Annotated in this window: 21 protein-coding genes; 9 read left to right on the top strand and 12 right to left on the bottom strand. The window is 62.0% G+C overall.

Going from position 1 to position 19404, the window contains the following annotated elements; translation table 11 throughout:
• Nucleotides 1-45 precede the first annotated feature (45 nt).
• On the top strand, nucleotides 46-651 hold the full coding sequence (locus V6F78_RS21875; protein ID WP_047275856.1) for a TetR/AcrR family transcriptional regulator: 606 nt from the start codon (nucleotides 46-48) through the stop codon (nucleotides 649-651).
• 50 nt (nucleotides 652-701) lie between these two features.
• On the opposite strand, the gene V6F78_RS21870 is transcribed toward V6F78_RS21875, so the two are convergent.
• The gene (locus V6F78_RS21870) at nucleotides 702-1142 is read right to left on the bottom strand and encodes a GlcG/HbpS family heme-binding protein (RefSeq protein WP_095008686.1); all 441 of its coding nucleotides are present in this window, start codon (nucleotides 1140-1142) and stop codon (nucleotides 702-704) included.
• 267 nt (nucleotides 1143-1409) lie between these two features.
• Here V6F78_RS21870 and gcl point away from each other — a divergent pair, with 267 nt between their 5' ends.
• From gcl to V6F78_RS21835, 7 genes are all read left to right on the top strand, one after another.
• Nucleotides 1410-3185: a glyoxylate carboligase gene (gene gcl / locus V6F78_RS21865; protein WP_332728275.1), complete on the top strand. Its 1776-nt coding sequence runs from the start codon at nucleotides 1410-1412 to the stop codon at nucleotides 3183-3185.
• Between the two features lie 56 nt (nucleotides 3186-3241).
• On the top strand, nucleotides 3242-4024 hold the full coding sequence (gene hyi / locus V6F78_RS21860; protein WP_047294459.1) for a hydroxypyruvate isomerase: 783 nt from the start codon (nucleotides 3242-3244) through the stop codon (nucleotides 4022-4024).
• A 107-nt stretch (nucleotides 4025-4131) separates the two neighbouring features.
• Nucleotides 4132-5022 (top strand): 2-hydroxy-3-oxopropionate reductase, encoded by an 891-nt coding sequence (locus V6F78_RS21855; RefSeq protein WP_048375710.1) that lies wholly within the window; start codon nucleotides 4132-4134, stop codon nucleotides 5020-5022.
• A 72-nt stretch (nucleotides 5023-5094) separates the two neighbouring features.
• Nucleotides 5095-5994, top strand: a complete 900-nt coding sequence (locus tag V6F78_RS21850; RefSeq protein WP_332728273.1) for an urea transporter — start codon at nucleotides 5095-5097, stop codon at nucleotides 5992-5994.
• A 39-nt stretch (nucleotides 5995-6033) separates the two neighbouring features.
• The gene (locus V6F78_RS21845) at nucleotides 6034-6855 is read left to right on the top strand and encodes an ion transporter (protein ID WP_332728271.1); all 822 of its coding nucleotides are present in this window, start codon (nucleotides 6034-6036) and stop codon (nucleotides 6853-6855) included.
• Between the two features lie 92 nt (nucleotides 6856-6947).
• The gene (locus V6F78_RS21840; RefSeq protein ID WP_332728270.1) at nucleotides 6948-7949 is read left to right on the top strand and encodes a sulfate ABC transporter substrate-binding protein; all 1002 of its coding nucleotides are present in this window, start codon (nucleotides 6948-6950) and stop codon (nucleotides 7947-7949) included.
• Between the two features lie 130 nt (nucleotides 7950-8079).
• A complete protein-coding gene (locus tag V6F78_RS21835) occupies nucleotides 8080-10017 on the top strand; it encodes a DNA topoisomerase III (protein WP_332728268.1) in 1938 nt (645 codons plus the stop codon).
• A gap of 28 nt (nucleotides 10018-10045) precedes the next feature.
• Here V6F78_RS21835 and V6F78_RS21830 read toward each other — a convergent pair whose 3' ends face one another.
• Nucleotides 10046-10888 (bottom strand): PhzF family phenazine biosynthesis protein, encoded by an 843-nt coding sequence (locus V6F78_RS21830; RefSeq protein WP_047294475.1) that lies wholly within the window; start codon nucleotides 10886-10888, stop codon nucleotides 10046-10048.
• Between the two features lie 138 nt (nucleotides 10889-11026).
• Between V6F78_RS21830 and V6F78_RS21825 the strand changes: the two genes are divergently transcribed.
• Nucleotides 11027-11749, top strand: a complete 723-nt coding sequence (locus tag V6F78_RS21825; protein ID WP_169839153.1) for an SDR family oxidoreductase — start codon at nucleotides 11027-11029, stop codon at nucleotides 11747-11749.
• Between the two features lie 41 nt (nucleotides 11750-11790).
• Here the strand turns inward: V6F78_RS21825 and V6F78_RS21820 are convergent, their stop codons facing one another.
• From V6F78_RS21820 to ccmA, 10 genes are all read right to left on the bottom strand, one after another.
• Entirely contained in the window at nucleotides 11791-12189 is a 399-nt protein-coding gene (locus V6F78_RS21820) for a hypothetical protein (RefSeq protein WP_332728265.1), read from the bottom strand.
• A gap of 83 nt (nucleotides 12190-12272) precedes the next feature.
• Complete coding sequence (gene ccmI / locus V6F78_RS21815) at nucleotides 12273-13475, bottom strand: c-type cytochrome biogenesis protein CcmI (protein WP_047294479.1); 1203 nt, start codon at nucleotides 13473-13475, stop codon at nucleotides 12273-12275.
• Entirely contained in the window at nucleotides 13468-13941 is a 474-nt protein-coding gene (locus V6F78_RS21810; protein ID WP_047276186.1) for a cytochrome c-type biogenesis protein, read from the bottom strand. Before V6F78_RS21810 ends, ccmI begins: the two co-directional genes overlap by 8 nt.
• The gene (locus tag V6F78_RS21805) at nucleotides 13938-14474 is read right to left on the bottom strand and encodes a DsbE family thiol:disulfide interchange protein (protein ID WP_332728262.1); all 537 of its coding nucleotides are present in this window, start codon (nucleotides 14472-14474) and stop codon (nucleotides 13938-13940) included. The genes V6F78_RS21810 and V6F78_RS21805 overlap by 4 nt, the downstream gene beginning before the upstream one ends.
• Nucleotides 14471-16459, bottom strand: a complete 1989-nt coding sequence (locus V6F78_RS21800) for a heme lyase CcmF/NrfE family subunit (protein WP_047275885.1) — start codon at nucleotides 16457-16459, stop codon at nucleotides 14471-14473. The genes V6F78_RS21805 and V6F78_RS21800 overlap by 4 nt, the downstream gene beginning before the upstream one ends.
• A complete protein-coding gene (gene ccmE / locus V6F78_RS21795; protein ID WP_047275887.1) occupies nucleotides 16459-16917 on the bottom strand; it encodes a cytochrome c maturation protein CcmE in 459 nt (152 codons plus the stop codon). The genes V6F78_RS21800 and ccmE overlap by 1 nt, the downstream gene beginning before the upstream one ends.
• The gene (ccmD, locus tag V6F78_RS21790) at nucleotides 16914-17090 is read right to left on the bottom strand and encodes a heme exporter protein CcmD (RefSeq protein ID WP_047275889.1); all 177 of its coding nucleotides are present in this window, start codon (nucleotides 17088-17090) and stop codon (nucleotides 16914-16916) included. The genes ccmE and ccmD overlap by 4 nt, the downstream gene beginning before the upstream one ends.
• Nucleotides 17087-17845 (bottom strand): heme ABC transporter permease, encoded by a 759-nt coding sequence (locus V6F78_RS21785; protein ID WP_169835769.1) that lies wholly within the window; start codon nucleotides 17843-17845, stop codon nucleotides 17087-17089. Before V6F78_RS21785 ends, ccmD begins: the two co-directional genes overlap by 4 nt.
• 85 nt (nucleotides 17846-17930) lie before the next feature.
• Nucleotides 17931-18599: a heme exporter protein CcmB gene (gene ccmB, locus V6F78_RS21780; RefSeq protein ID WP_047275893.1), complete on the bottom strand. Its 669-nt coding sequence runs from the start codon at nucleotides 18597-18599 to the stop codon at nucleotides 17931-17933.
• Entirely contained in the window at nucleotides 18596-19231 is a 636-nt protein-coding gene (gene ccmA / locus V6F78_RS21775) for a cytochrome c biogenesis heme-transporting ATPase CcmA (protein ID WP_047276198.1), read from the bottom strand. The genes ccmB and ccmA overlap by 4 nt, the downstream gene beginning before the upstream one ends.
• Nucleotides 19232-19404 lie beyond the last annotated feature (173 nt).

Genomic DNA, 19404 nt, shown 5'->3' with positions numbered 1-19404 from the left:
TGCTACCATGCCCGACCGCCCCAGCAGGCAAGGAAATACGGGTTTATGAGCAGCATCCGCGAACGTAATAAAGAGCTGATTTTGCGCGCCGCCAGCGAAGAGTTCGCTGACAAGGGTTTCGCCGCCAGCAAAACCAGCGACATCGCGGCCAAGGCCGGCGTGCCCAAGCCCAATGTGTATTACTACTTCAAATCCAAAGAGAACCTCTACCGCGAGGTGCTCGAAAGCATCATCGACCCGATTCTGCGGGCCTCGACCCCGTTCAATGCCGACGGCGAACCGAACGAAGTCCTGAGCCATTACATCCGCTCGAAAATCATGATCTCGCGCGACCTGCCGTTTGCTTCCAAGGTATTCGCCAGCGAAATCATGCACGGCGCGCCGCACCTGAGTGAAAAACAGGTCGAGTTGCTCAATGCCCAGGCCAAACACAACATCGAATGCATCCAGGTGTGGATCGACCGGGGCCAGATTGCCCCCATCGACCCGCATCACCTGATGTTCAGCATCTGGGCCGCGACCCAGACCTACGCCGACTTCGACTGGCAGATTTCCGCCATCACCGGCAAAGCCAAACTCGACGACAACGACTACGAGGCGGCGACCCGGACCATCATTCGCCTGGTGCTCAAAGGCTGTACGCCCGACTGACCCCGCACACACCGTAGTCGCTGGCGCAGGCAGCGACTACCCGCTACCGATCAGACCACCACCCCGGCATCGGCTCGCAAGCCTTGTGCTTCGATGGCGCTGATCGCGCATTGTTCATCAATGTCCGAGGTATCGCCGCTGATCCCCATCGCGCCAATCACCTGCCCGCTCGCATCGCGTATCAACACGCCCCCCGGCGCCGGGACAACGTCACTGGCGCCCATGCCATTGAGTGCTGCAAAAAACGCAGGCCGCTGCTGTGCATCCAGCGCCAGCAGGCGCGAACCTTTGCCCAATGCAATGGCGCCCCAGGCTTTGCCGATGGCAATGCTGGGGCGCAGCAGGCTTGCACCGTCTTCGCGCTGCAACGCCACCAGATGCCCGCCGCCATCGAGCACCGCCACCGCCAGCGGCGCAGCCGCGATCTGACGCCCGGCCGCAAGGGCCTGGGTGGCCAGGTTTAACGCCAGTTTCAAAGTTAACGCACTCATGGTTGCCGTCCTTCGTCTTGTTATTGGAAAGCCTTTAGGGCGTCTTGGGAGACGTCTCGACAGCCTCAATAGAACACAATAAATATTCATCTTGTATACAATTATTTAAGCGCGCATTTCTTCAAATACCGTAAACCTGCCTAATACAGGGCTTCCGGTCTTCCAGCGATTGATTGAACAAAAGCCATTGACCTGCACCGGGGCGGATGAATACACTCAGCCCACAGCCACTTGTATACAATTACAAAACGTAAGAGGCACAAAGCAATGAGCAAAATGAGAGCAATCGAAGCTGCCGTTCTGGTGATGCGTCGCGAAGGTGTCGATACCGCATTCGGTATCCCGGGCGCCGCCATCAATCCGCTGTACTCGGCCCTGCAAAAGGTCGGCGGCATCGATCACGTACTTGCTCGCCACGTGGAAGGCGCCTCGCACATGGCCGAGGGTTACACCCGCACCAAGGCCGGCAACATCGGCGTGTGCATCGGCACCTCAGGCCCTGCGGGCACGGACATGGTCACCGGCCTGTACAGCGCCTCGGCCGATTCGATCCCGATTTTGTGCATCACCGGTCAGGCCCCCCGCGCCCGCATGCACAAAGAAGACTTCCAGGCTGTCGACATCACCAGCATCGTCAAACCCGTGACCAAGTGGGCAACCACCGTGCTGGAACCGGGCCAGGTGCCTTATGCCTTCCAGAAAGCCTTTTACGAAATGCGCTCCGGGCGCCCCGGCCCGGTGCTGATCGACCTGCCGTTTGATGTGCAAATGGCCGAGATCGAGTTCGACATCGACGCCTACGAACCGCTGCCGCTGGCCAAGCCCAGCGCCACCCGCGTTCAGGCCGAAAAGGCCCTGGCCATGCTCGACCAGGCCGAGCGCCCGCTGCTGGTCAGCGGCGGCGGCGTGATCAATGCCGACGCCAGCGACCTGCTGGTGGAGTTCGCTGAACTGACCGGCATCCCGGTGATTCCGACCCTGATGGGCTGGGGCACGATTGCCGACGATCACCCGCTGATGGTGGGCATGGTCGGCCTGCAAACCTCGCACCGCTACGGCAACGCCACCCTGCTCAAGTCCGACGTGGTACTGGGCATCGGCAACCGCTGGGCTAACCGCCACACCGGTTCGGTCGAGGTCTACACCGAAGGCCGCTGCTTCATTCACGTGGACATCGAGCCGACGCAAATCGGGCGCGTCTTCACCCCGGACCTGGGCATTGTGTCCGACGCCGGATCTGCCCTGAAGGTGTTCCTTGAAGTGGCCCGCGAGTGGAAAGCCGCCGGCAAACTGAAAAACCGCAGCGCCTGGCTGCAAGACTGCCAGCAACGCAAAGCCACCCTGCACCGCAAGACCCACTTCGACAACGTACCGGTCAAGCCGCAGCGCGTGTACGAAGAGATGAACCAGGTGTTCGGCAAAGACACGTGCTACGTCAGCACGATCGGTTTGTCGCAGATTGCCGGTGCGCAATTCCTGCACGTGTACAAGCCACGGCACTGGATCAACTGCGGCCAGGCCGGTCCGCTCGGCTGGACCATTCCGGCTGCACTGGGCGTGGTCAAGGCCGATCCGAACCGCAACGTGGTGGCGCTCTCCGGCGACTACGACTTCCAGTTCATGATCGAAGAGCTGGCCGTGGGCGCGCAGTTCAACCTGCCGTACATCCACGTGGTGGTGAACAACTCGTACCTGGGTTTGATCCGTCAGGCACAGCGTGGCTTTGAAATGGATTACTGCGTGCAGCTGTCGTTCGACAACCTCAACGCACCGGAACTCAACGGTTACGGCGTCGACCATGTGGCCGTGGCCGAAGGCCTGGGTTGCAAGGCTCTGCGCGTGTTCGAGCCAAGCCAGATCCAGCCGGCGCTGCGCCAGGCGCAAGAAATGATCAAAGAGTTCCGTGTCCCGGTGGTGGTTGAGATTATTCTCGAACGCGTGACCAATATTTCCATGGGCACCGAAATCAACGCTGTGAACGAGTTCGAAGACCTGGCGCTGGTGGGCAACGACGCCCCGACTGCCATCTCGATGCTCGATTAACGTTAAGCCTGCCCCTCTCTCCGGGAGAGGGGACACACACATTGCAGGAGTCCACCATGCCGCGTTTTGCCGCCAACCTGTCCATGCTGTTCACCGAACAGGATTTTCTTGTCCGTTTTCAAGCGGCTGCCAATGCTGGTTTCCACGGCGTTGAATACCTGTTTCCGTACGACTACAGCTCTGCCGAAATCAAGGCCCAACTCGATGCCAACAAACTGACCCAAGTGCTGTTCAACCTGCCAGCCGGCGACTGGGCCAAGGGCGAGCGCGGGATTGCCTGCCTGCCGGACCGTGTCGAAGAGTTTCGCGCCGGGGTGGATCTGGCCATCGCCTACGCCCAAGTGCTGGGCAACGATCAGATCAACTGCCTGGCGGGCATTCGCCCCCAAGGCATCGACGAGGCGCTGGTTGAGAAAACCTTCGTCAGCAACCTCAAATACGCCGCCGACAAGCTGCAAGCGGTGGGCATCAAGCTGGTGATGGAAGCCATCAACACCCGCGACATCCCCGGTTTCTACCTCAACAACACGCGTCAGGCGCTGGCCATTCAGGAGAAGGTCGGCAGCGCCAACCTGTTCCTGCAATACGACATCTACCACATGCAAATCATGGAAGGTGACCTGGCGCGCACGATGCAAACGCACCTGCCGCAGATCAACCACATCCAGTTGGCCGATAACCCCGGCCGTCACGAACCGGGCACCGGCGAAATCAACTACCGCTTCCTGTTCGACCACCTTGATCGCATCGGCTACCAAGGCTGGGTCGGCTGTGAGTACAAGCCACTGAGCAGCACCGAAGCCGGTCTGGGCTGGCTCAAGACGCATAACGCGGTCTAAGGCCGTCACCCGCGTTCGGGTTTCGAGATCACGGGCTGGCCCGCCACCCTTCGCCGCCTTCAGCCACGTCTACGGCTGTTTACCCCATAAAAACAAGAGGATTTGTCATGGCTAAAATCGGATTTATCGGCACCGGCATCATGGGTTCGCCCATGGCCAGCAACCTGCAAAAGGCGGGTCACAGCCTGTTCCTGTCGACCCACCACGGCGCGGCACCCGCCGACCTGGTCGCCGCAGGCGCTATCGCCCTGGCCAGCCCGAAAGAAGTGGCGCAGGAAGCCGAGTTCATCATCGTCATGGTGCCGGACACCCCGCAGGTCGAAGACGTGCTGTTTCGCGAAGACGGGATCGCGGCCGGCCTGAGCCCGAACAAAGTGGTGATCGACATGAGTTCGATCTCGCCTACCGCGACCAAGGCCTTCGCTGAAAAAATCACCGCCAAAGGCGCGTACTACCTCGATGCACCCGTCTCTGGCGGTGAAGTCGGGGCCAAGGCTGGCACCCTGAGCATCATGGTCGGCGGCGAGGAATCAACTTTCCAGCGCGCCCTGCCGCTGCTGCAAAACATGGGCAAGAACATCACCCTGGTGGGCGGCAATGGCGACGGCCAGACCGCCAAAGTGGCCAACCAGATCATCGTCGCCCTGAACATTCAGGCGGTGGCTGAAGCGCTGGTGTTTGCTGCCAAGAACGGCGCAGATCCGGCCAAGGTCCGTGAGGCACTGATGGGCGGGTTTGCGTCCTCCAAAATCCTTGAAGTCCACGGCGAGCGCATGATCAAAGGCACCTTCGACCCGGGCTTCCGCATCAGCCTGCACCAGAAGGACCTCAACCTGGCCCTGGCGGGCGCCCGCGAGCTGGGCATCAACCTGCCCAACACCGCCAATGCGCAGCAAGTGTTCAGCACCTGCGCCGCCATCGGTGGCAGCAACTGGGACCACTCGGCGCTGATCAAAGGCCTGGAACACATGGCCAACTTCTCGATTCGCGAGCAGTAACCGCACCTGTAGCCGCCGCCCGCCCCGCGCGGCGGCTGCACACCTCATCCCCTTCTCAAGTGTGTCGTCACCATGCACGCCCCCTCATTCAGCCAGCCTTGCTCAGATTGGGCGACGGCCCTGTGCAACGGTTTCAGTCAGATTTTCCTGCAACGTCATCCGCTGTGCGGGGTGCTGTGCCTGCTGGCGATTCTCGTCAGCGCGCCTTCACTCTTGGGGGGCGCGCTGCTTGGCGGGGTCAGCGGCCTGTTAACCGCACAACGGCGCGGTTACCCCAAAGCTGAACGCCAGGCCGGGCTTTACAGCTACAACGGCGTGTTGCTGGGGTTGCTGCTGAGCCATCACTTACCGTGGTCAGCCATGTTGCCGCTGCTGATCATTGCCAGCGCCGGGCTGAGCACCATGCTGGTTCACCAATGGCTCAAGCGCGCCAGCAACGGCAACACCCTGATGGCTTACACCGCGCCCTTTGTCGGGCTGGGCTGGCTGTTGCTCAGTTTCAACCCTGCACCGCCAGCCTCCGCCTGGTCCACCCCCGAACTCAACGGCCTTACGCTGGCGCAAGGGCTGTTGACGGGCATCGGCCAAGTCATGTTGTTGCAATCACCGCTGGCGGGGCTGTTGATCGTCACCGGCCTGTGGCTGAGCAGCCGACGCGCTGCGCTGTGGGCATTGACGGGTGCGCTGGCGGGCGTGGGGTTCAGCCTCTTGCAGCACGACCCGGCCACCGCGCTCAGCGGGCTGGGCGGGTATAACGCGGCACTGGCCGCGTTGGCATTGTGCCAACGCACACGCCACCCCTGGCAGCCACTGGCGGGCATCCTGCTGGCGTTGATGCTCACACCCGGCTTTAGCGCGCTCGGGCTGCCTGCCCTGACGGCGCCCTTCATCCTGAGCAGCTGGTTGGTACTGGCCAGCGTGCGCCTGTTAACACCATCCAGTGTGCAATCCCGGTTGCGCATTGAGCGCTAATCCCCGAATCTTCTTACCTTTGAGATTCGAGCTTCGTACATGAATAACAACGACTGGCGCCAGCGGCTCTACGTGATGGTCTTTCAGGCCGACACCCCCGCCGGGCGCCGTTTCGACACCACGCTCCTGCTGATCATCCTCTGCAGCCTGGTGGTGGTGATCCTCGACAGTATCGACAGCATCCACCGCGATTACGCCAACCTGCTGGCCTACATCGAGTGGGGCTTCACCTTTGTGTTCGCCGTGGAATACGGCCTGCGCCTGTATTGCTCGCCCAACCCCCTGCGCTACGCCTTCAGCTTTTACGGGCTGGTGGATTTACTGGCCATCGTGCCGGGGATTCTGGCGATCTATTACAGCGATGCGCAGTACCTGCTGATTATTCGCATCATCCGCATGCTGCGAATCTTTCGGGTGCTCAAGCTGGTGCCCTACTTGAGTCAGGCCAACTACCTGCTCTCGGCACTGCGCGGCAGCAAACAAAAGATCATCGTGTTTCTGGTCAGCGTGTCCACGCTGGTGACCGTGTTTGGCACCCTGATGTACGTGGTCGAAGAGCCGGAAAACGGCTTTACCAGCATCCCGGTGAGCATCTACTGGGCCATCGTCACCCTGACCACAGTGGGCTTCGGCGATATCGTGCCGAAGACCCCGTTCGGGCAAATCATCTCGGCCATGGTGATGATCACCGGTTATTCGATCATCGCCGTGCCCACCGGGATCTTCACCGCCGAACTGGCCAACGCCATGCGCGGCGAACAGCTCAAACACAACTGCCCCACGTGCAAAAAAGAACGCCATGAACCCTCGGCGTCGTTTTGTTCTCGCTGTGGCAACGCGCTTTTCACAAAAAATGCATAAGCAAAGGCTTTTTTAATCTTTTATGCACTAAGCGTCAGCGGCTATAGTCGCTGGCAAATTGCCCCATATGCCCCTCCAACAAGGAATGAGCAGTGAAAAACCTTTTTAGCGCCTCTGTCCTCGCCGCCAGCCTGGCCTTTATGGGCGTTGCCCACGCCGCTCCCAAGCCGCTACTGAACGTTTCGTACGACGTCATGCGCGACTTCTACAAAGACTACAACCCGGTATTCCAGAAACATTGGGAAGCAGAGCACGACGCAAAGCAAACGGTGCAAATGTCGTTCGGCGGCTCCAGCAAACAGGCGCGCTCGGTGATCGACGGGCTGCCCGCGGACGTCATCACCATGAACATGGCCACCGACATCAATGCCCTGGCCGATAACGGCAAACTGGTGCCTGAGAATTGGGTCACCCGCCTGCCGAACAACAGCGCGCCCTTCACCTCGGCCACGGTGTTCATCGTGCGCAAAGGCAACCCGAAAGCCCTGAAAGACTGGCCAGACCTGGTCAAGGATGGCGTGCAAGTAATCGTGCCGAACCCGAAAACCTCGGGCAATGGCCGTTACACGTTCTTGTCCGCTTGGGGCTACGTGCTGAAAAACGGCGGTGACGAAACTAAGGCGAGAGATTTTGTCGGCAATCTGTTCGGCCACGTGCCTGTGCTGGACACCGGCGGCCGCGCAGCCACCACGACCTTCATGACCAACCAGATCGGCGACGTGCTGGTGACCTTTGAGAACGAAGCGGAAATGATCGCCCGCGAATTTGGTCGCGACCAGTTCGAGGTGATCTACCCCAGCGTCTCGGCCGAAGCTGAGCCGCCGGTGACCGTGGTCGACAAAGTGGTCGACAAAAAAGGCACGCGTGAGGTGGCTGAGGCCTACTTGAAGTATTTGTGGTCGCCTGAAGGCCAGGAAATCGCCGCCAAAAACTACCTGCGCCCGCGCAACCCGCAGATTCTGGCCAAGTACAGCGACCGCTTCCCGAACGTTGACTTCCTGTCGGTTGAGAAAACCTTCGGCGACTGGCGCGAGGTGCAAAAAATCTACTTCAATGACGGCGGCGTGTTTGACCAGGTGTACTCGGGTCAATAAACACCCCCGCGTCACCGGTGCAGGCGTTGACTGCACCCTTGACCTGTACATAAACACAGTAAAAACAGTTGCCCCGATTTCAATCTCTGCCATGCTGTGCACCTTCTGCGCAGCATGAACGAGTGAAACGATGCGGCTGTTTTTGTGTGAAAAACCCTCCCAGGCCAAAGATATTGCGGCCGTGCTCGGTGCCAGCCGTCGCGGTGATGGCTGCTGGGTGGGGCCCAATGCCACTGTCACCTGGTGCATCGGTCATTTGCTCGAAACCGCCCCGCCCGACGCCTACGACGAGCGCTACAAACGCTGGGTCCTGGCCGACCTGCCCATCGTGCCGCAGCAGTGGAAGATGCGCGTCAAACCCAAAACCGCCAGCCAGTACAAGGCCGTCAAACGTCTGCTGGGCGAAGCCCGTGAACTGGTGATCGCCACCGATGCCGACCGTGAAGGCGAAATGATTGCCCGCGAGCTGGTCGAACACTGCCGTTATCGCGGGCCGATCCAGCGTCTGTGGTTGTCGGCACTGGACGACGCCTCGATTCGCAAGGCACTGGCCGCGCTCAAGCCCGGCGCCGACACTTTCAACCTGTACCACGCAGCCTTGGGGCGTTCGCGGGCCGACTGGCTGATCGGCATGAACATGAGCCGCCTGTTTACCCTGCTCGGGCGCAAGTCGGGCTATCAAGGCGTGCTGCCCGTAGGCCGGGTGCAGACCCCGACCTTGCGCCTGGTGGTGGATCGCGACCGCAGCATCAGCGATTTCATCCCTGTGGCCTATTGGGCCATCGATGTGCAACTCAGCCATGATGGGCAAGTGTTTACCGCCCAGTGGCGCGCCGACCCGGACACCTGTGACGATCAGGACCGCTGCCTGAATCAGGCCCACGCGCAGCACGCCGCCACGGCGATGCAAAACGCCCGCCACGCACGGGTCATCACCCTGCGCACCGAGCGCCTGCGCGACGTCGCGCCCCTGCCGTTCGACCTCGGCACGCTGCAGGAAGTGTGTTCCAAGAAATTGGGGCTGGGCGCCCAGGAAACCCTCGACATCGCCCAGTCACTGTATGAAACCTACAAAGTCATCACCTACCCGCGCAGCGACTGCGGCTACCTGCCGCAAAGCCAGCACGCCGAAGCCGCCTCAATTCTCGCTGCCTTGCAGCAGGCGGATCCGGCCTTGCAACCACTGGCAGGCTTTCTGGACCCGCAGCACCGTTCACGGGCGTGGAATGACGTCAAGGTCAGCGCCCACCACGGCATCATCCCCACGGCGGCCGCGAAAAACCTCGAACGCCTGAGCGGCAAGCAGCGGGCCGTCTATACCCTGATTCGCGCGCGTTACCTGGCGCAGTTCCTGCCCAACCATGAATACGACCGCACCCAGGCCGACTTCGACTGTGCGGGGCAGGCCCTGCGCGCGGTGGGCAAGCAGATCATCGAGCCGGGCTGGAAGCGCGCCCTGCCCGAAGCCCTGGCCCCGGCCAAGGGCCGTGAAGCTCCGGCACCGCAGCCGCTGCCGCGCCTGCACGAAGGCCTCGAGTGTGCGGTGGCGAACGTCCTGCTCAAAGACTTGTGGACCCAGCCGCCCAAGCCGTTCACCGAGGGCGACTTGATCAAGGCCATGAAAAACGTCGCCAAATGGGTCCAGGACCCGCTGCTCAAACAAAAACTCAAGGACACCACCGGCATTGGCACCGAAGCCACCCGCGCCGGGATCATTCAGGGCTTGCTGGACCGCGGTTATCTGAACAAAAACGGCAAGGCGCTGGCGGCCACGCCCGCGGCCTTCAGCCTGATCGACGCCGTGCCCCGCGCCATTGCCGACCCCGGCACCACGGCGATCTGGGAACAAGCGCTGGACATGGTGCAAAGCGGCGACATGACCCTCGACATCTTCGTCGCCAAACAGGCCGCTTGGATGAGCAAGCACATCGAACGTTGCAGCGGCCTGCAAATGACCATTCGCGGCCCGGCCAGCCCGGCCGGGGTCGCCCCCGCGTGGAAGAAAAAACGCAAGGCGCCCGCCAGTAAACCCAAGGCCAAACGCGCGGTTAAAGCAAAAGGGGCCTGAGCGGGCAACGGCGCAGCAAGCCTAGGCCTTACAGCGTCAGGTGACCCGAGAGACAGGTCACCGCCGCGCCGCCCACCCAAATATCGTCCCCCACACGTTCGATGGCGACGCGCCCGGCCCGGCCCATGGCCGTGCCCTGACTCACCGTATAACGCACCGGTGCCAGGCCTTGCGCCATCAGCCATTGCGCCAGACCAGCATTCAGGCTGCCGGTGACCGGGTCTTCCTGCATGCCATCCCCGGCGATGAACGCGCGCACTTCAAAGTGCGCGTCATCGCCATCCTTCGCACTGTCCCACGGCGCAACCACCCCCAGCGCCAGGCCCAACAGTTGCGGGTAGTCGGGCTCCAGCGCCAGCACCTGCGCCCGATCGCGCAGCATCACCGCCACCCACCCCGGCCCGTTGTCGACCCAGCTCGCGCGGACCACCGCCTGCGGTTCAATCCGCAAACCCGCACAGATGCGCTGTATCAGCGCCTCTTCCACAGGCCCGCTGCGCACCAAAGGCGGCGCCTTGAACGCCAGTTGTTCAGCGTCGCGCCGAATCGTGATCAGACCCGCGCCACACTCCTGAATAACTTCCCGGCCTTTTGGCTGCCCCCCGGCTTCTAGCCAGGCATGGCAACTGCCCAACGTCGGGTGCCCGGCAAAGGGTAATTCGCGCAGGGTGGTAAAGATGCGCAAACGATAATCGGCCTGCGGGTCCTGCGGCCTGAGCACGAACGTGGTTTCACTGAGGTTGGTCCAGCGCGCAAAGTCCGCCATCTGCGCATCGCTCAGGCCATCGGCATTGAGCACCACTGCCACCGGATTGCCCTTGAGCGCCACCCGACTGAACACATCCACTTGTTTGAATTGGAACTGGCTCACACACATCACTCCTGTCAATGACCCTGCCCGTCAGGACGGTACGCGGCACTGGCGCTGGGTCGAGTAGCCCGCAACATAGAATCTCGCGCACGCCGTGACAAGGTATTATCCCTGCCCGTTTTCACACCGGAGCACACCATGACCGCACGGACTTTTCTCATCACCGGCGCCAGTAAAGGAATCGGACGCGCGCTGGCGACTTATCTGTCAGAAGCAGGCCACACCGTCGTTGGCATTGCGCGAAATGCCGACGACCCCACCTTCCCCGGCACGCTGGTGGCGCTGGACCTGGCCGATCGCCAGCGCAGCGCACACGTACTGGGCGAGTTGAGCGAGTGCTTTGCGTTTGACGGGCTGGTCAACAATGTCGGGCTGGTGCGCCCGCAAGCACTGGGCGAGATTGACCTGGATGCGTTCGACGACGTGATGCGGCTCAATCTGCATTCGGCGTTGCAAGCCACCCAAGCCCTGCTGCCCGGCATGCGCCACCGGGGCTGGGGACGCATCGTGAATATTTCCAGCTTGACCGTACTGGGCATTGCACAGCGCACCGCCTATGCGGCGGCCAAAGCGGCCTTGGTCAGTTTCACCCGCTCTTGGGCGCTGGAACTGGCGCAAACCGGGATCACGGTCAACGCCGTGGCGCCCGGGCCGACCGAAACCGAGCTGTTCCGCGCCAACAACCCGCCGGGCTCTGAAGGTGAAGCCCGGTATCTGGCCGGGGTGCCCATGGCGCGTTTGGGCCAGCCGCACGAGATCGCCTCCGCGATTGCGTTCCTGCTGTCCGAACACAGCGCTTACATCACCGGCCAGACGTTGTTCGTGGATGGCGGCGCCTCGGTGGGCAAAGCCGCGTTTTAACGACGCGCAAAAAAACGGCGACCCGCGGGTCGCCGTTTAACTTATTTGAACTGCCGGCTCAACCCCGGCGGCACGCCGCTGATGTCGGTTTCTTCCCACGGCCCGTTCGGGCTGACCGCACGGCTCCAGCCGTTGTTCCAGCGGTAATACGTGCGCTGGCGGTAGAAAGTGTCGGGCTGAGCGTCCAACACATACACCCCCAGACGTGCATCCCAATGGCTGGGCCCGTCCGGTGGCGGCGCAAAGGTGGCCGAGGTCCGCGGCAGCGGTTTTGGCGGCTTGGGAATCGGCATGTCGGGCAACGGTTTGCCAGCAGGCGGCGACGGTTGCGGCACGTGCTCAGGCGGGGTCGGTGACGGCTGATCCGAAGGATGATGGACCGCACAGGCGCTCAGGCCTAAGGCGAAACTGAGCAAGGTGATGCGTGCAAGCGGACTCATACGGGTTTCTCTTATCGTGAGTTGCCCCTGCAGGCGCGCTTGTCTGGCAATGCAAGCGCGCCTGCAGGGGCGGTGTTGACCGGCTACTTGTCCGGGCTGTCGATGATCAGCTGTTGCAGCGCAGTAGTGCGGCTGGACAGCGGTTGGCTGCGCCCGGCCCATTCGCCTGCTGTCGGTTGGCCAGCACGAGAGACGCGCGCAACCAGTTGGACTTCAGGAAAGTTCGACAGTTTCAATTGCGGCATCATCGCGTCGCGGTCACCCAGCTCGACGGTGATCGGCAGGTCGGCCACCGTCACCCGCTTGACGGCCAATGGCGCCGGCGGCCCGGTCACGGCGCGGGCGAAAATGAACACGCTGTCGGTGGGCAACACGCGGGCTTTAACCGCGTCGGCCAGGTCCACGCTGACCTTGATCGACGCCTCGGTCGCGGCCACCGGCGCTGTTTCGACGCGCTCGCCATTGGCCTGCAGTTGCTCGCGGGCCTTCTGAATACCACCTTCGAGGGCGGCGCGGGACGCATCGCCTTCAGGCAGTTCGATCATCAGCCGCTGCCAGTAGCCAATGGCCTCCTGATAGCGCTTGGCTTCGAAGGCCGCGATACCCAGCAGGCCGAGGCTGGTGACCTCTTTGGGGTCAGCCTTGAGCGCCTCGTCGGTCAACGCCTGGGTCTTGTCACTCCACTGCTTGTTGTCGGCAAAGTACTGCGCCTGGGCCCACTGCCCCAGCAGCTCGGGCTGACGACCGGCCACCGCGACCGTGCGCTCGAAGACCTTGGCCGCATCGGCCGGACGGTTTTGCGCCATGTAGGCGCGACCCAGGAAATACAAGCCTTCGGCGGATTCGGGCTGAGCCACGGCGGCGCGCTCCAGGCGGGCCACCATCTCGTCAAGGGACTGCGGCGGCTGGGCGAATTCGCGGGTCAGTTCGACTTTGTCGCTGGCGCCATAGTGCAAGTACAGCGCCACGCCCAGCACCGGCACCATGAACGCGGCCAGCAGAGGCACCACTTTGCCCAGGCTCGATACCCGCGCTGGCGCCGCGCCTTCGGTGTCGGCCAGCAGTTCACGCGCCGCTTCGGCGCGTCCGGCCTCCAGTTGCGCATCGGTCAACACGCCTTCATCGCGCTGCGCCTGCAACTCGGCCACACGCTCCTGGTACAGCGCGACGTTGAGTGCCGTGCGGTCTTCTTCACGCTGGGCGCGCCGGGCGCGCAGCACAGGGATCAAGATAAAGCTGAGGGCGATCAGTAGCAGCAAACCGGCTGCAAGCCAGAAATCAATCATCTTTGGTTTTATCCAGCAAAGTGTCGAGGCGCTGACGCTCCTCGGCAGAAAGGGTGTCCGTGCGGGTGGCGCGCTGCGTGCGACGGCGGCCTACGATCACGCCGATGACCACAAACCCGCCCACCAGCAAGACCAGCGGCCCGAACCACAGGATCGCGGTCTTGCCGGTCAGGGCCGGTTTGTAACGCACGAAATCGCCGTAGCGGTCGACCATGAAGTCGATGATTTGCTGGTTGTCCTTGCCCTCGCCCAGCATGCGGAAAATCTCGCGCCGCAGGTCGGTGGCAATCGGTGCATTGGAATCGGCAATGTCCTGATTCTGGCACTTGGGGCAACGCAGCTCTTTGGTCAGTTCACGAAAACGGTCACGCTCGGCGTCGTTCTTGAACTCGTAGGTGTCGATGGCCGCCTGGGCCACGCCGGTCAGGGTCAGGCCAAACACCAGGGCGGTTAACCAGCGCTTCATGGTTGGGCCTCGTCGACCAGCGCCTGGTATTTGCCCGCCAGTTGTTCGCGCCACACGGTTTCGTCGATCACGCCGACGAACTTGTGCCGAATGATGCCCTGGCTGTCGATCAGAAAGGTTTCCGGCGCGCCGTACACGCCCAGGTTCAGGCCCAGCGAACCGGTTTCGTCGTTAATGTCCAGTTGATACGGGTTGTGGAATTCCTTGAGCCACTTTTGCGCATCGGCGTTGACGTCCTTGTAGTTGACCCCATGGATCACCACGCCCTGCGCGGCCAGTTTGGTCAGCACCGGGTGCTCGACGCGGCACGAAATGCACCACGTGGCCCACACGTTGACCAGCGCCGGTTTGCCCTTGAGGTCGGCCTCGGTCAGGGGGGTGCCACCGTCGACCGAGGGCAGGCTAAACGCCGGGAACGGCTTGCCGATCATGGCCGACGGCAGCTCGGTGGGGTCCAGGTACAGCCCTTTGTACAGAAAGCCCGCCATGGCCAAAAAGATGGCCAGCGGAATCAGCATCAACCAGCGTCTCATGCGGTGGCTCCTGTCATGCCCAGCGCTTCACGCACGCGGCTTTTCACCTTGACCCGATAACGACGGTCCAGCGCCGCCAGCAACCCGCCAAACCCGGTGAGCAAACCGCCCAGCCAGATCCAGCGCACAAACGGTTTGACGTGCACCCGCACGGCCCAGGCGCCATCACCCAGCGGCTCGCCCAGCGCCACGTACAGATCGCGCGTAAACCCGGCGTCGATACCGGCCTCGGTCATCATCGACGACTGCACGGTGTACAGGCGTTTTTCCGGGTGCAAAACGCTGATTTCCTTGCCGTTGCGCACCACGCGCACGGTGCCTTTGTCCGACGTGAAGTTGGGGCCCTGATAGTGCTGGGCACCTTCAAAAATGAAGTGATAGCCGCCCAGCTCCATGGACTCACCCGGCGCCAGGCGCAGGTCGCGCTCGGCACTGTTCTGGCTCGACAACACCACGCCGAGCGCGCAAACGGCGATGCCCAGGTGCGCAATCTGCATGCCCCAATAGCTGCGGGTCAGGCTGCGCAGGCCTTTGAACAGCCCTTTGTGACGGGTTTTGTCGCCAATGTCGCGCACCCCGGCCAACAGCACCCACGAGGCCAACATAAAGGTGGTCATGACGGCCCAGTTGAAATCGCCATAGGCCACACCGGCAATCGCCGACAACGCGGCGCTGCCCAGCAACACCGGGGTCAGCATGCCCAGCAGCCACTTGACCGGCGTGTCTTTCCAGCGCACCAGCACGCCCACCGCCATCACCACCATCAACACGGCCATCAACGGGATGAACAGCGCATCAAAATACGGTGGGCCCACCGACATCTTGGCGCCGGTCAGGGCATCGAGCACCATCGGGTACAAGGTGCCCAACAGAATCATCGACGCAGCCACCACCAGAATCAGGTTATTGCCCAGCAGCAGCGTTTCACGCGACCACAGGTTAAAGCCCACTTGGCTCTTGACCACCGGCGCCCGCAAGGCAAACAGCGTCAGCGAGCCACCCACCACGAACAGCAGGAAAATCAGGATGAACACGCCACGCTCAGGGTCCGAGGCGAACGCGTGAACCGAGGTCAGCACGCCCGAACGCACCAGGAAGGTGCCCAGCAGGCTCAACGAGAAAGCCGCAATGGCCAGCAACACGGTCCAGCTTTTGAACACGCCGCGTTTTTCGGTCACGGCCAACGAGTGAATCAGCGCCGTGCCCACCAGCCAAGGCATGAAGGACGCGTTTTCCACCGGGTCCCAGAACCACCAGCCGCCCCAGCCAAGCTCGTAATAAGCCCACCACGAACCCAGCGTGATGCCGATGCCCAGGAATGCCCACGCCACAATGGTCCACGGCCGCGACCAGCGCGCCCAGGCCGCATCCAGCCGCCCGCCCAGCAACGCCGCAATGGCGAAGGCGAAGGCCACCGAAAAGCCCACGTAGCCCATGTACAGCATCGGCGGGTGCACGATCAGGCCGATGTCTTGCAACAGCGGGTTGAGGTCATTGCCGTTGGCCGGCATTTGCGGCAGCAGGCGGGTGAACGGGTTGGAAGTCAGGATCAGGAACAGCAAGAAGCCGACGCTGATCATGCCCATGATCGACAGCACCCGCGCCAGCATCACTTGCGGCAACTGGCGCGAGAAGATCGACACGGCGAAGGTCCAGCCACCGAGAATCATTGCCCACAACAGCAACGAACCCTCGTGGGCACCCCACACCGCGCTGAACTTGTAGTACCACGGCAGCGCGCTGTTGGAGTTGCTGGCCACGTAAGCGACCGAGAAATCATCGGCCATGAACGACCAGGTCAGGCAGCCAAAGGCAAACAGCAAAAAGGCGAACTGGCCCCAGGCCGCCGGTTGCGCCAGGCTCATCCACAATTTGTCGCCCCGCCATGCCCCGAGCAACGGCACGATGGCCTGCACGATGGCAATGCACAGCGCCAGAATCATGGCCAACTGGCCCAATTCCGGAATAAACAGTCCGAACGTCATCACTTAACCTCGTTGGCCGCTGCAGGCGCGGATTGACCGCTTTCGTTCAACGCCTTGGTCACTTCAGGCGGCATGTATTTTTCATCGTGTTTGGCCAGTACTTCATCGGCCACCACCACACCCTGGGCATTGAGCTTGCCCAGCGCCACGATGCCCTGCCCTTCGCGGAACAGGTCCGGCAGGATGCCGCGGTATTGAATGGTCACCGACTTATTGAAATCGGTGACCACGAATTCGACGTCCAGCGAGTCGCCGGAGCGTTTCAGCGAGCCGTCCTGCACCATGCCGCCTGCGCGAATGCGCGTGTCCAGCGGGGCTTCGCCGTTGGCAATCTGGGTCGGGGTGTAGAACAGGTTGATGTTCTGCTGCAAGGCGCTCAAGGCCAGGGCCACCGCAGCGCCGACACCGACCAGAATCGCCAGAATGATGATCAAACGTTTTTTACGCAGCGGATTCACTTCGCGTTCTCCCGGCGCAAACGACGCGCCTCTTGTTGCAAATAACGCCGACGCGCCAGGATCGGCAACGCCACGTTCAACACCAGTACCGCCAGGCAAATGCCATAGGACGTCCAGACATACACACCGTGATGGCCCATGGCGATGAAGTCGCCAACAGAAGCAAAACTCATCGTGAACCCTCCAGCGCTTTCAACACTTCATCCTTGGCCCAACGGGTGCGGGCTTCGCGCTTGAGCACCTCCAGGCGCATGCGCAGCAGGACCACGGCGCCAAAGAAGCAATAAAACCCCACCACTGTCAGCAGCAGTGGCAGCCACATTTCCACGGGCATCGCCGGTTTTTCGGTCAGGGTGAAGGTCGCGCCCTGGTGCAGGGTGTTCCACCACTCCACCGAGTATTTGATGATCGGGATATTGATCACACCGACAATTGCCAGCACGGCGCAGGCCTTGGCCGCGCTGTCGCGATTGGTGATGGCATTGCCCAGGGCAATCAGGCCGAAATACAAAAACAGCAGGATCAGCATCGAGGTCAGGCGTGCATCCCACACCCACCACGAGCCCCACGTCGGCTTGCCCCAGACGGCGCCGGTCACCAGCGCCACCGCGGTCATCCACGCGCCCACCGGGGCGGCGGCCTGCAACGCGACGTCGGCAATCTTCATCTTCCACACCAGCCCCACCACGCCGCAGACCGCCAGCATCACGTAGCAGGACTGGGCCAGCATCGCGGCGGGCACGTGGATGTAGATGATGCGAAAGCTGTTGCCTTGCTGGTAGTCCGGTGGCGCGAAGGCCAGCCCCCACACCACCCCGCCCACGATCAGCAGCACGGCGGCGATGCTCAACCAGGGCAGCAGGCGGCCGCTGATGGCATAAAACCATTTGGGCGAGCCGAGTTTGTGAAACCAAGTCCAGTTCATCACGCTGTTTCCATCACGGTGCCGGTCACGACAGGTTGAGTGCCATGCCAGCCAGGGTCTTTACTGGCCAATTAATGGCCAGACCTCATTATTCGCCGACGCTGATTTTCAGGCCGGCCGCTATCGCAAACGGTGTCAGGGTTACTGCCAGGGCCGTCAGGCTGCCCAGCCACAGCAAGTAACCGGTCGCGGGCATCCCCTGGAGTGCCGCCTGCAAGGCGCCACTGCCCAGAATCAGCACCGGGATATAGAGGGGCAGGATCAACAAGGCGAGCAACAGGCCGCCGCGCTTGAGACCCACCGTCAGTGCAGCGCCGACGGCACCGAGCAAACTCAGTACCGGCGTGCCAAGCAATAACGACATCAGCAATACCGGCAGACACGCCACCGGCAACCCCAGCATCAAGGCCAGCACGGGTGACAGGATCACCAGCGCCAGCCCGGAAAACGCCCAGTGTGCCAGTACTTTGGCCAACACCAGTAGAGCAAGGGGGTGCGACGAAAGGACCCACTGTTCCAGCGATCCGTCTTCGAAATCACTGCGGAAAAGCCCGTCCAGCGAGAGCAGGACCGCTAAAAGGGCCGCCACCCAGAGCAGCCCCGGAGACAAGGTTTGCAACAATTGAGTCTCGGGTCCGACCGCCAACGGGAACATCGCAATCACGATCGCGAAGAACACCAGCGGGTTGGCCAGCTCGGCCGGACGACGGAACAACAAACGCGCTTCACGCGCCACCAGCACGGCAAACACACTCATACGGCCCAACGCCCCAAATCAATGTCGCGATACCCGGCAGGCAGGCGGGTCAGGGTGTGGTGCGTGGTCAGCACCACCATGCCGCCCTGCTCACAATGCCGGGCCAGGTGCTCTTCAAGCTGGGCGACGCCTTGCTTGTCGAGCGCGGTAAAGGGTTCGTCGAGGATCCACAGCGGCGGGCTGTCGAGGTGCAAGCGCGCCAGGGCGACGCGGCGTTGTTGACCGGCCGACAACGTGTGGCACGGCACGTCCTCGAAGCCTTTGAGGCCCACGGCAGCCAACGCGGCCCAGATGGCCTCGCGCGAGGCCGGGCGATGCAAGGCACACAGCCAGCTGAGGTTCTCTTCGGCCGTCAGCAGGTCTTTGATCCCGGCGGCATGCCCGATCCACAGCAGGTTGCTGGCCAGCTCAGTGCGCTGGCCGCTCAAGGGCTGGCCATTGAGGCGAATTTCACCCGCCGTCGGTTGCATCAATCCGGCCAGCAAACGCAGCAGGCTGGTTTTGCCGCTGCCGTTGGGGCCGCTGATTTGCAACATGTCACCGCTGGCCAGACGCAATTCGAGGTCTTCGAACAACATCCGCCAGTCACGCTCACAGGCGAGCGCTACGGCTTCTAGAAGAGGGCTGGTCACGTAATTGAGGCCTTCACGGTTCAAGTCGGCTCAGGCGCGGCCGTTAAAGTGATGCAGGATAAATGCATTTGCGGCCTGTTTCAGAGAGCTGGATCAAACAATTTTGAAGTTTTGCTGCCCTCTGAACGACGGGGCGGCATTATACATGCCATGTCCTACTCTAAAGAGGGCAA

This window comes from Pseudomonas sp. ESBL9 (assembly GCF_036668715.1).
In the GTDB taxonomy this organism is placed as follows: Bacteria; Pseudomonadota; Gammaproteobacteria; order Pseudomonadales; family Pseudomonadaceae; genus Aquipseudomonas; species Aquipseudomonas lundensis.
The sequence above is the reverse complement of the archived record's forward strand: the minus strand, read 5'-3'. Positions and strand labels throughout refer to the sequence as shown.

Excerpts from the sequence above, each read along its gene's own strand:
- V6F78_RS21875 (WP_047275856.1), top strand. The coding sequence starts at position 46 with ATGAGCAGCATCCGCGAACGTAATAAAGAGCTGATTTTGCGCGCCGCC.
- V6F78_RS21870 (WP_095008686.1), bottom strand. The coding sequence starts at position 1,142 with ATGAGTGCGTTAACTTTGAAACTGGCGTTAAACCTGGCCACCCAGGCC.
- gcl (WP_332728275.1), top strand. The coding sequence starts at position 1,410 with ATGAGCAAAATGAGAGCAATCGAAGCTGCCGTTCTGGTGATGCGTCGC.
- hyi (WP_047294459.1), top strand. The coding sequence starts at position 3,242 with ATGCCGCGTTTTGCCGCCAACCTGTCCATGCTGTTCACCGAACAGGAT.
- V6F78_RS21855 (WP_048375710.1), top strand. The coding sequence starts at position 4,132 with ATGGCTAAAATCGGATTTATCGGCACCGGCATCATGGGTTCGCCCATG.
- V6F78_RS21850 (WP_332728273.1), top strand. The coding sequence starts at position 5,095 with ATGCACGCCCCCTCATTCAGCCAGCCTTGCTCAGATTGGGCGACGGCC.
- V6F78_RS21845 (WP_332728271.1), top strand. The coding sequence starts at position 6,034 with ATGAATAACAACGACTGGCGCCAGCGGCTCTACGTGATGGTCTTTCAG.
- V6F78_RS21835 (WP_332728268.1), top strand. The coding sequence starts at position 8,080 with ATGCGGCTGTTTTTGTGTGAAAAACCCTCCCAGGCCAAAGATATTGCG.
- V6F78_RS21825 (WP_169839153.1), top strand. The coding sequence starts at position 11,027 with ATGACCGCACGGACTTTTCTCATCACCGGCGCCAGTAAAGGAATCGGA.
- V6F78_RS21820 (WP_332728265.1), bottom strand. The coding sequence starts at position 12,189 with ATGAGTCCGCTTGCACGCATCACCTTGCTCAGTTTCGCCTTAGGCCTG.
- ccmI (WP_047294479.1), bottom strand. The coding sequence starts at position 13,475 with ATGATTGATTTCTGGCTTGCAGCCGGTTTGCTGCTACTGATCGCCCTC.
- V6F78_RS21810 (WP_047276186.1), bottom strand. The coding sequence starts at position 13,941 with ATGAAGCGCTGGTTAACCGCCCTGGTGTTTGGCCTGACCCTGACCGGC.
- V6F78_RS21805 (WP_332728262.1), bottom strand. The coding sequence starts at position 14,474 with ATGAGACGCTGGTTGATGCTGATTCCGCTGGCCATCTTTTTGGCCATG.
- V6F78_RS21800 (WP_047275885.1), bottom strand. The coding sequence starts at position 16,459 with ATGACGTTCGGACTGTTTATTCCGGAATTGGGCCAGTTGGCCATGATT.
- ccmD (WP_047275889.1), bottom strand. The coding sequence starts at position 17,090 with ATGAGTTTTGCTTCTGTTGGCGACTTCATCGCCATGGGCCATCACGGT.
- ccmB (WP_047275893.1), bottom strand. The coding sequence starts at position 18,599 with ATGAGTGTGTTTGCCGTGCTGGTGGCGCGTGAAGCGCGTTTGTTGTTC.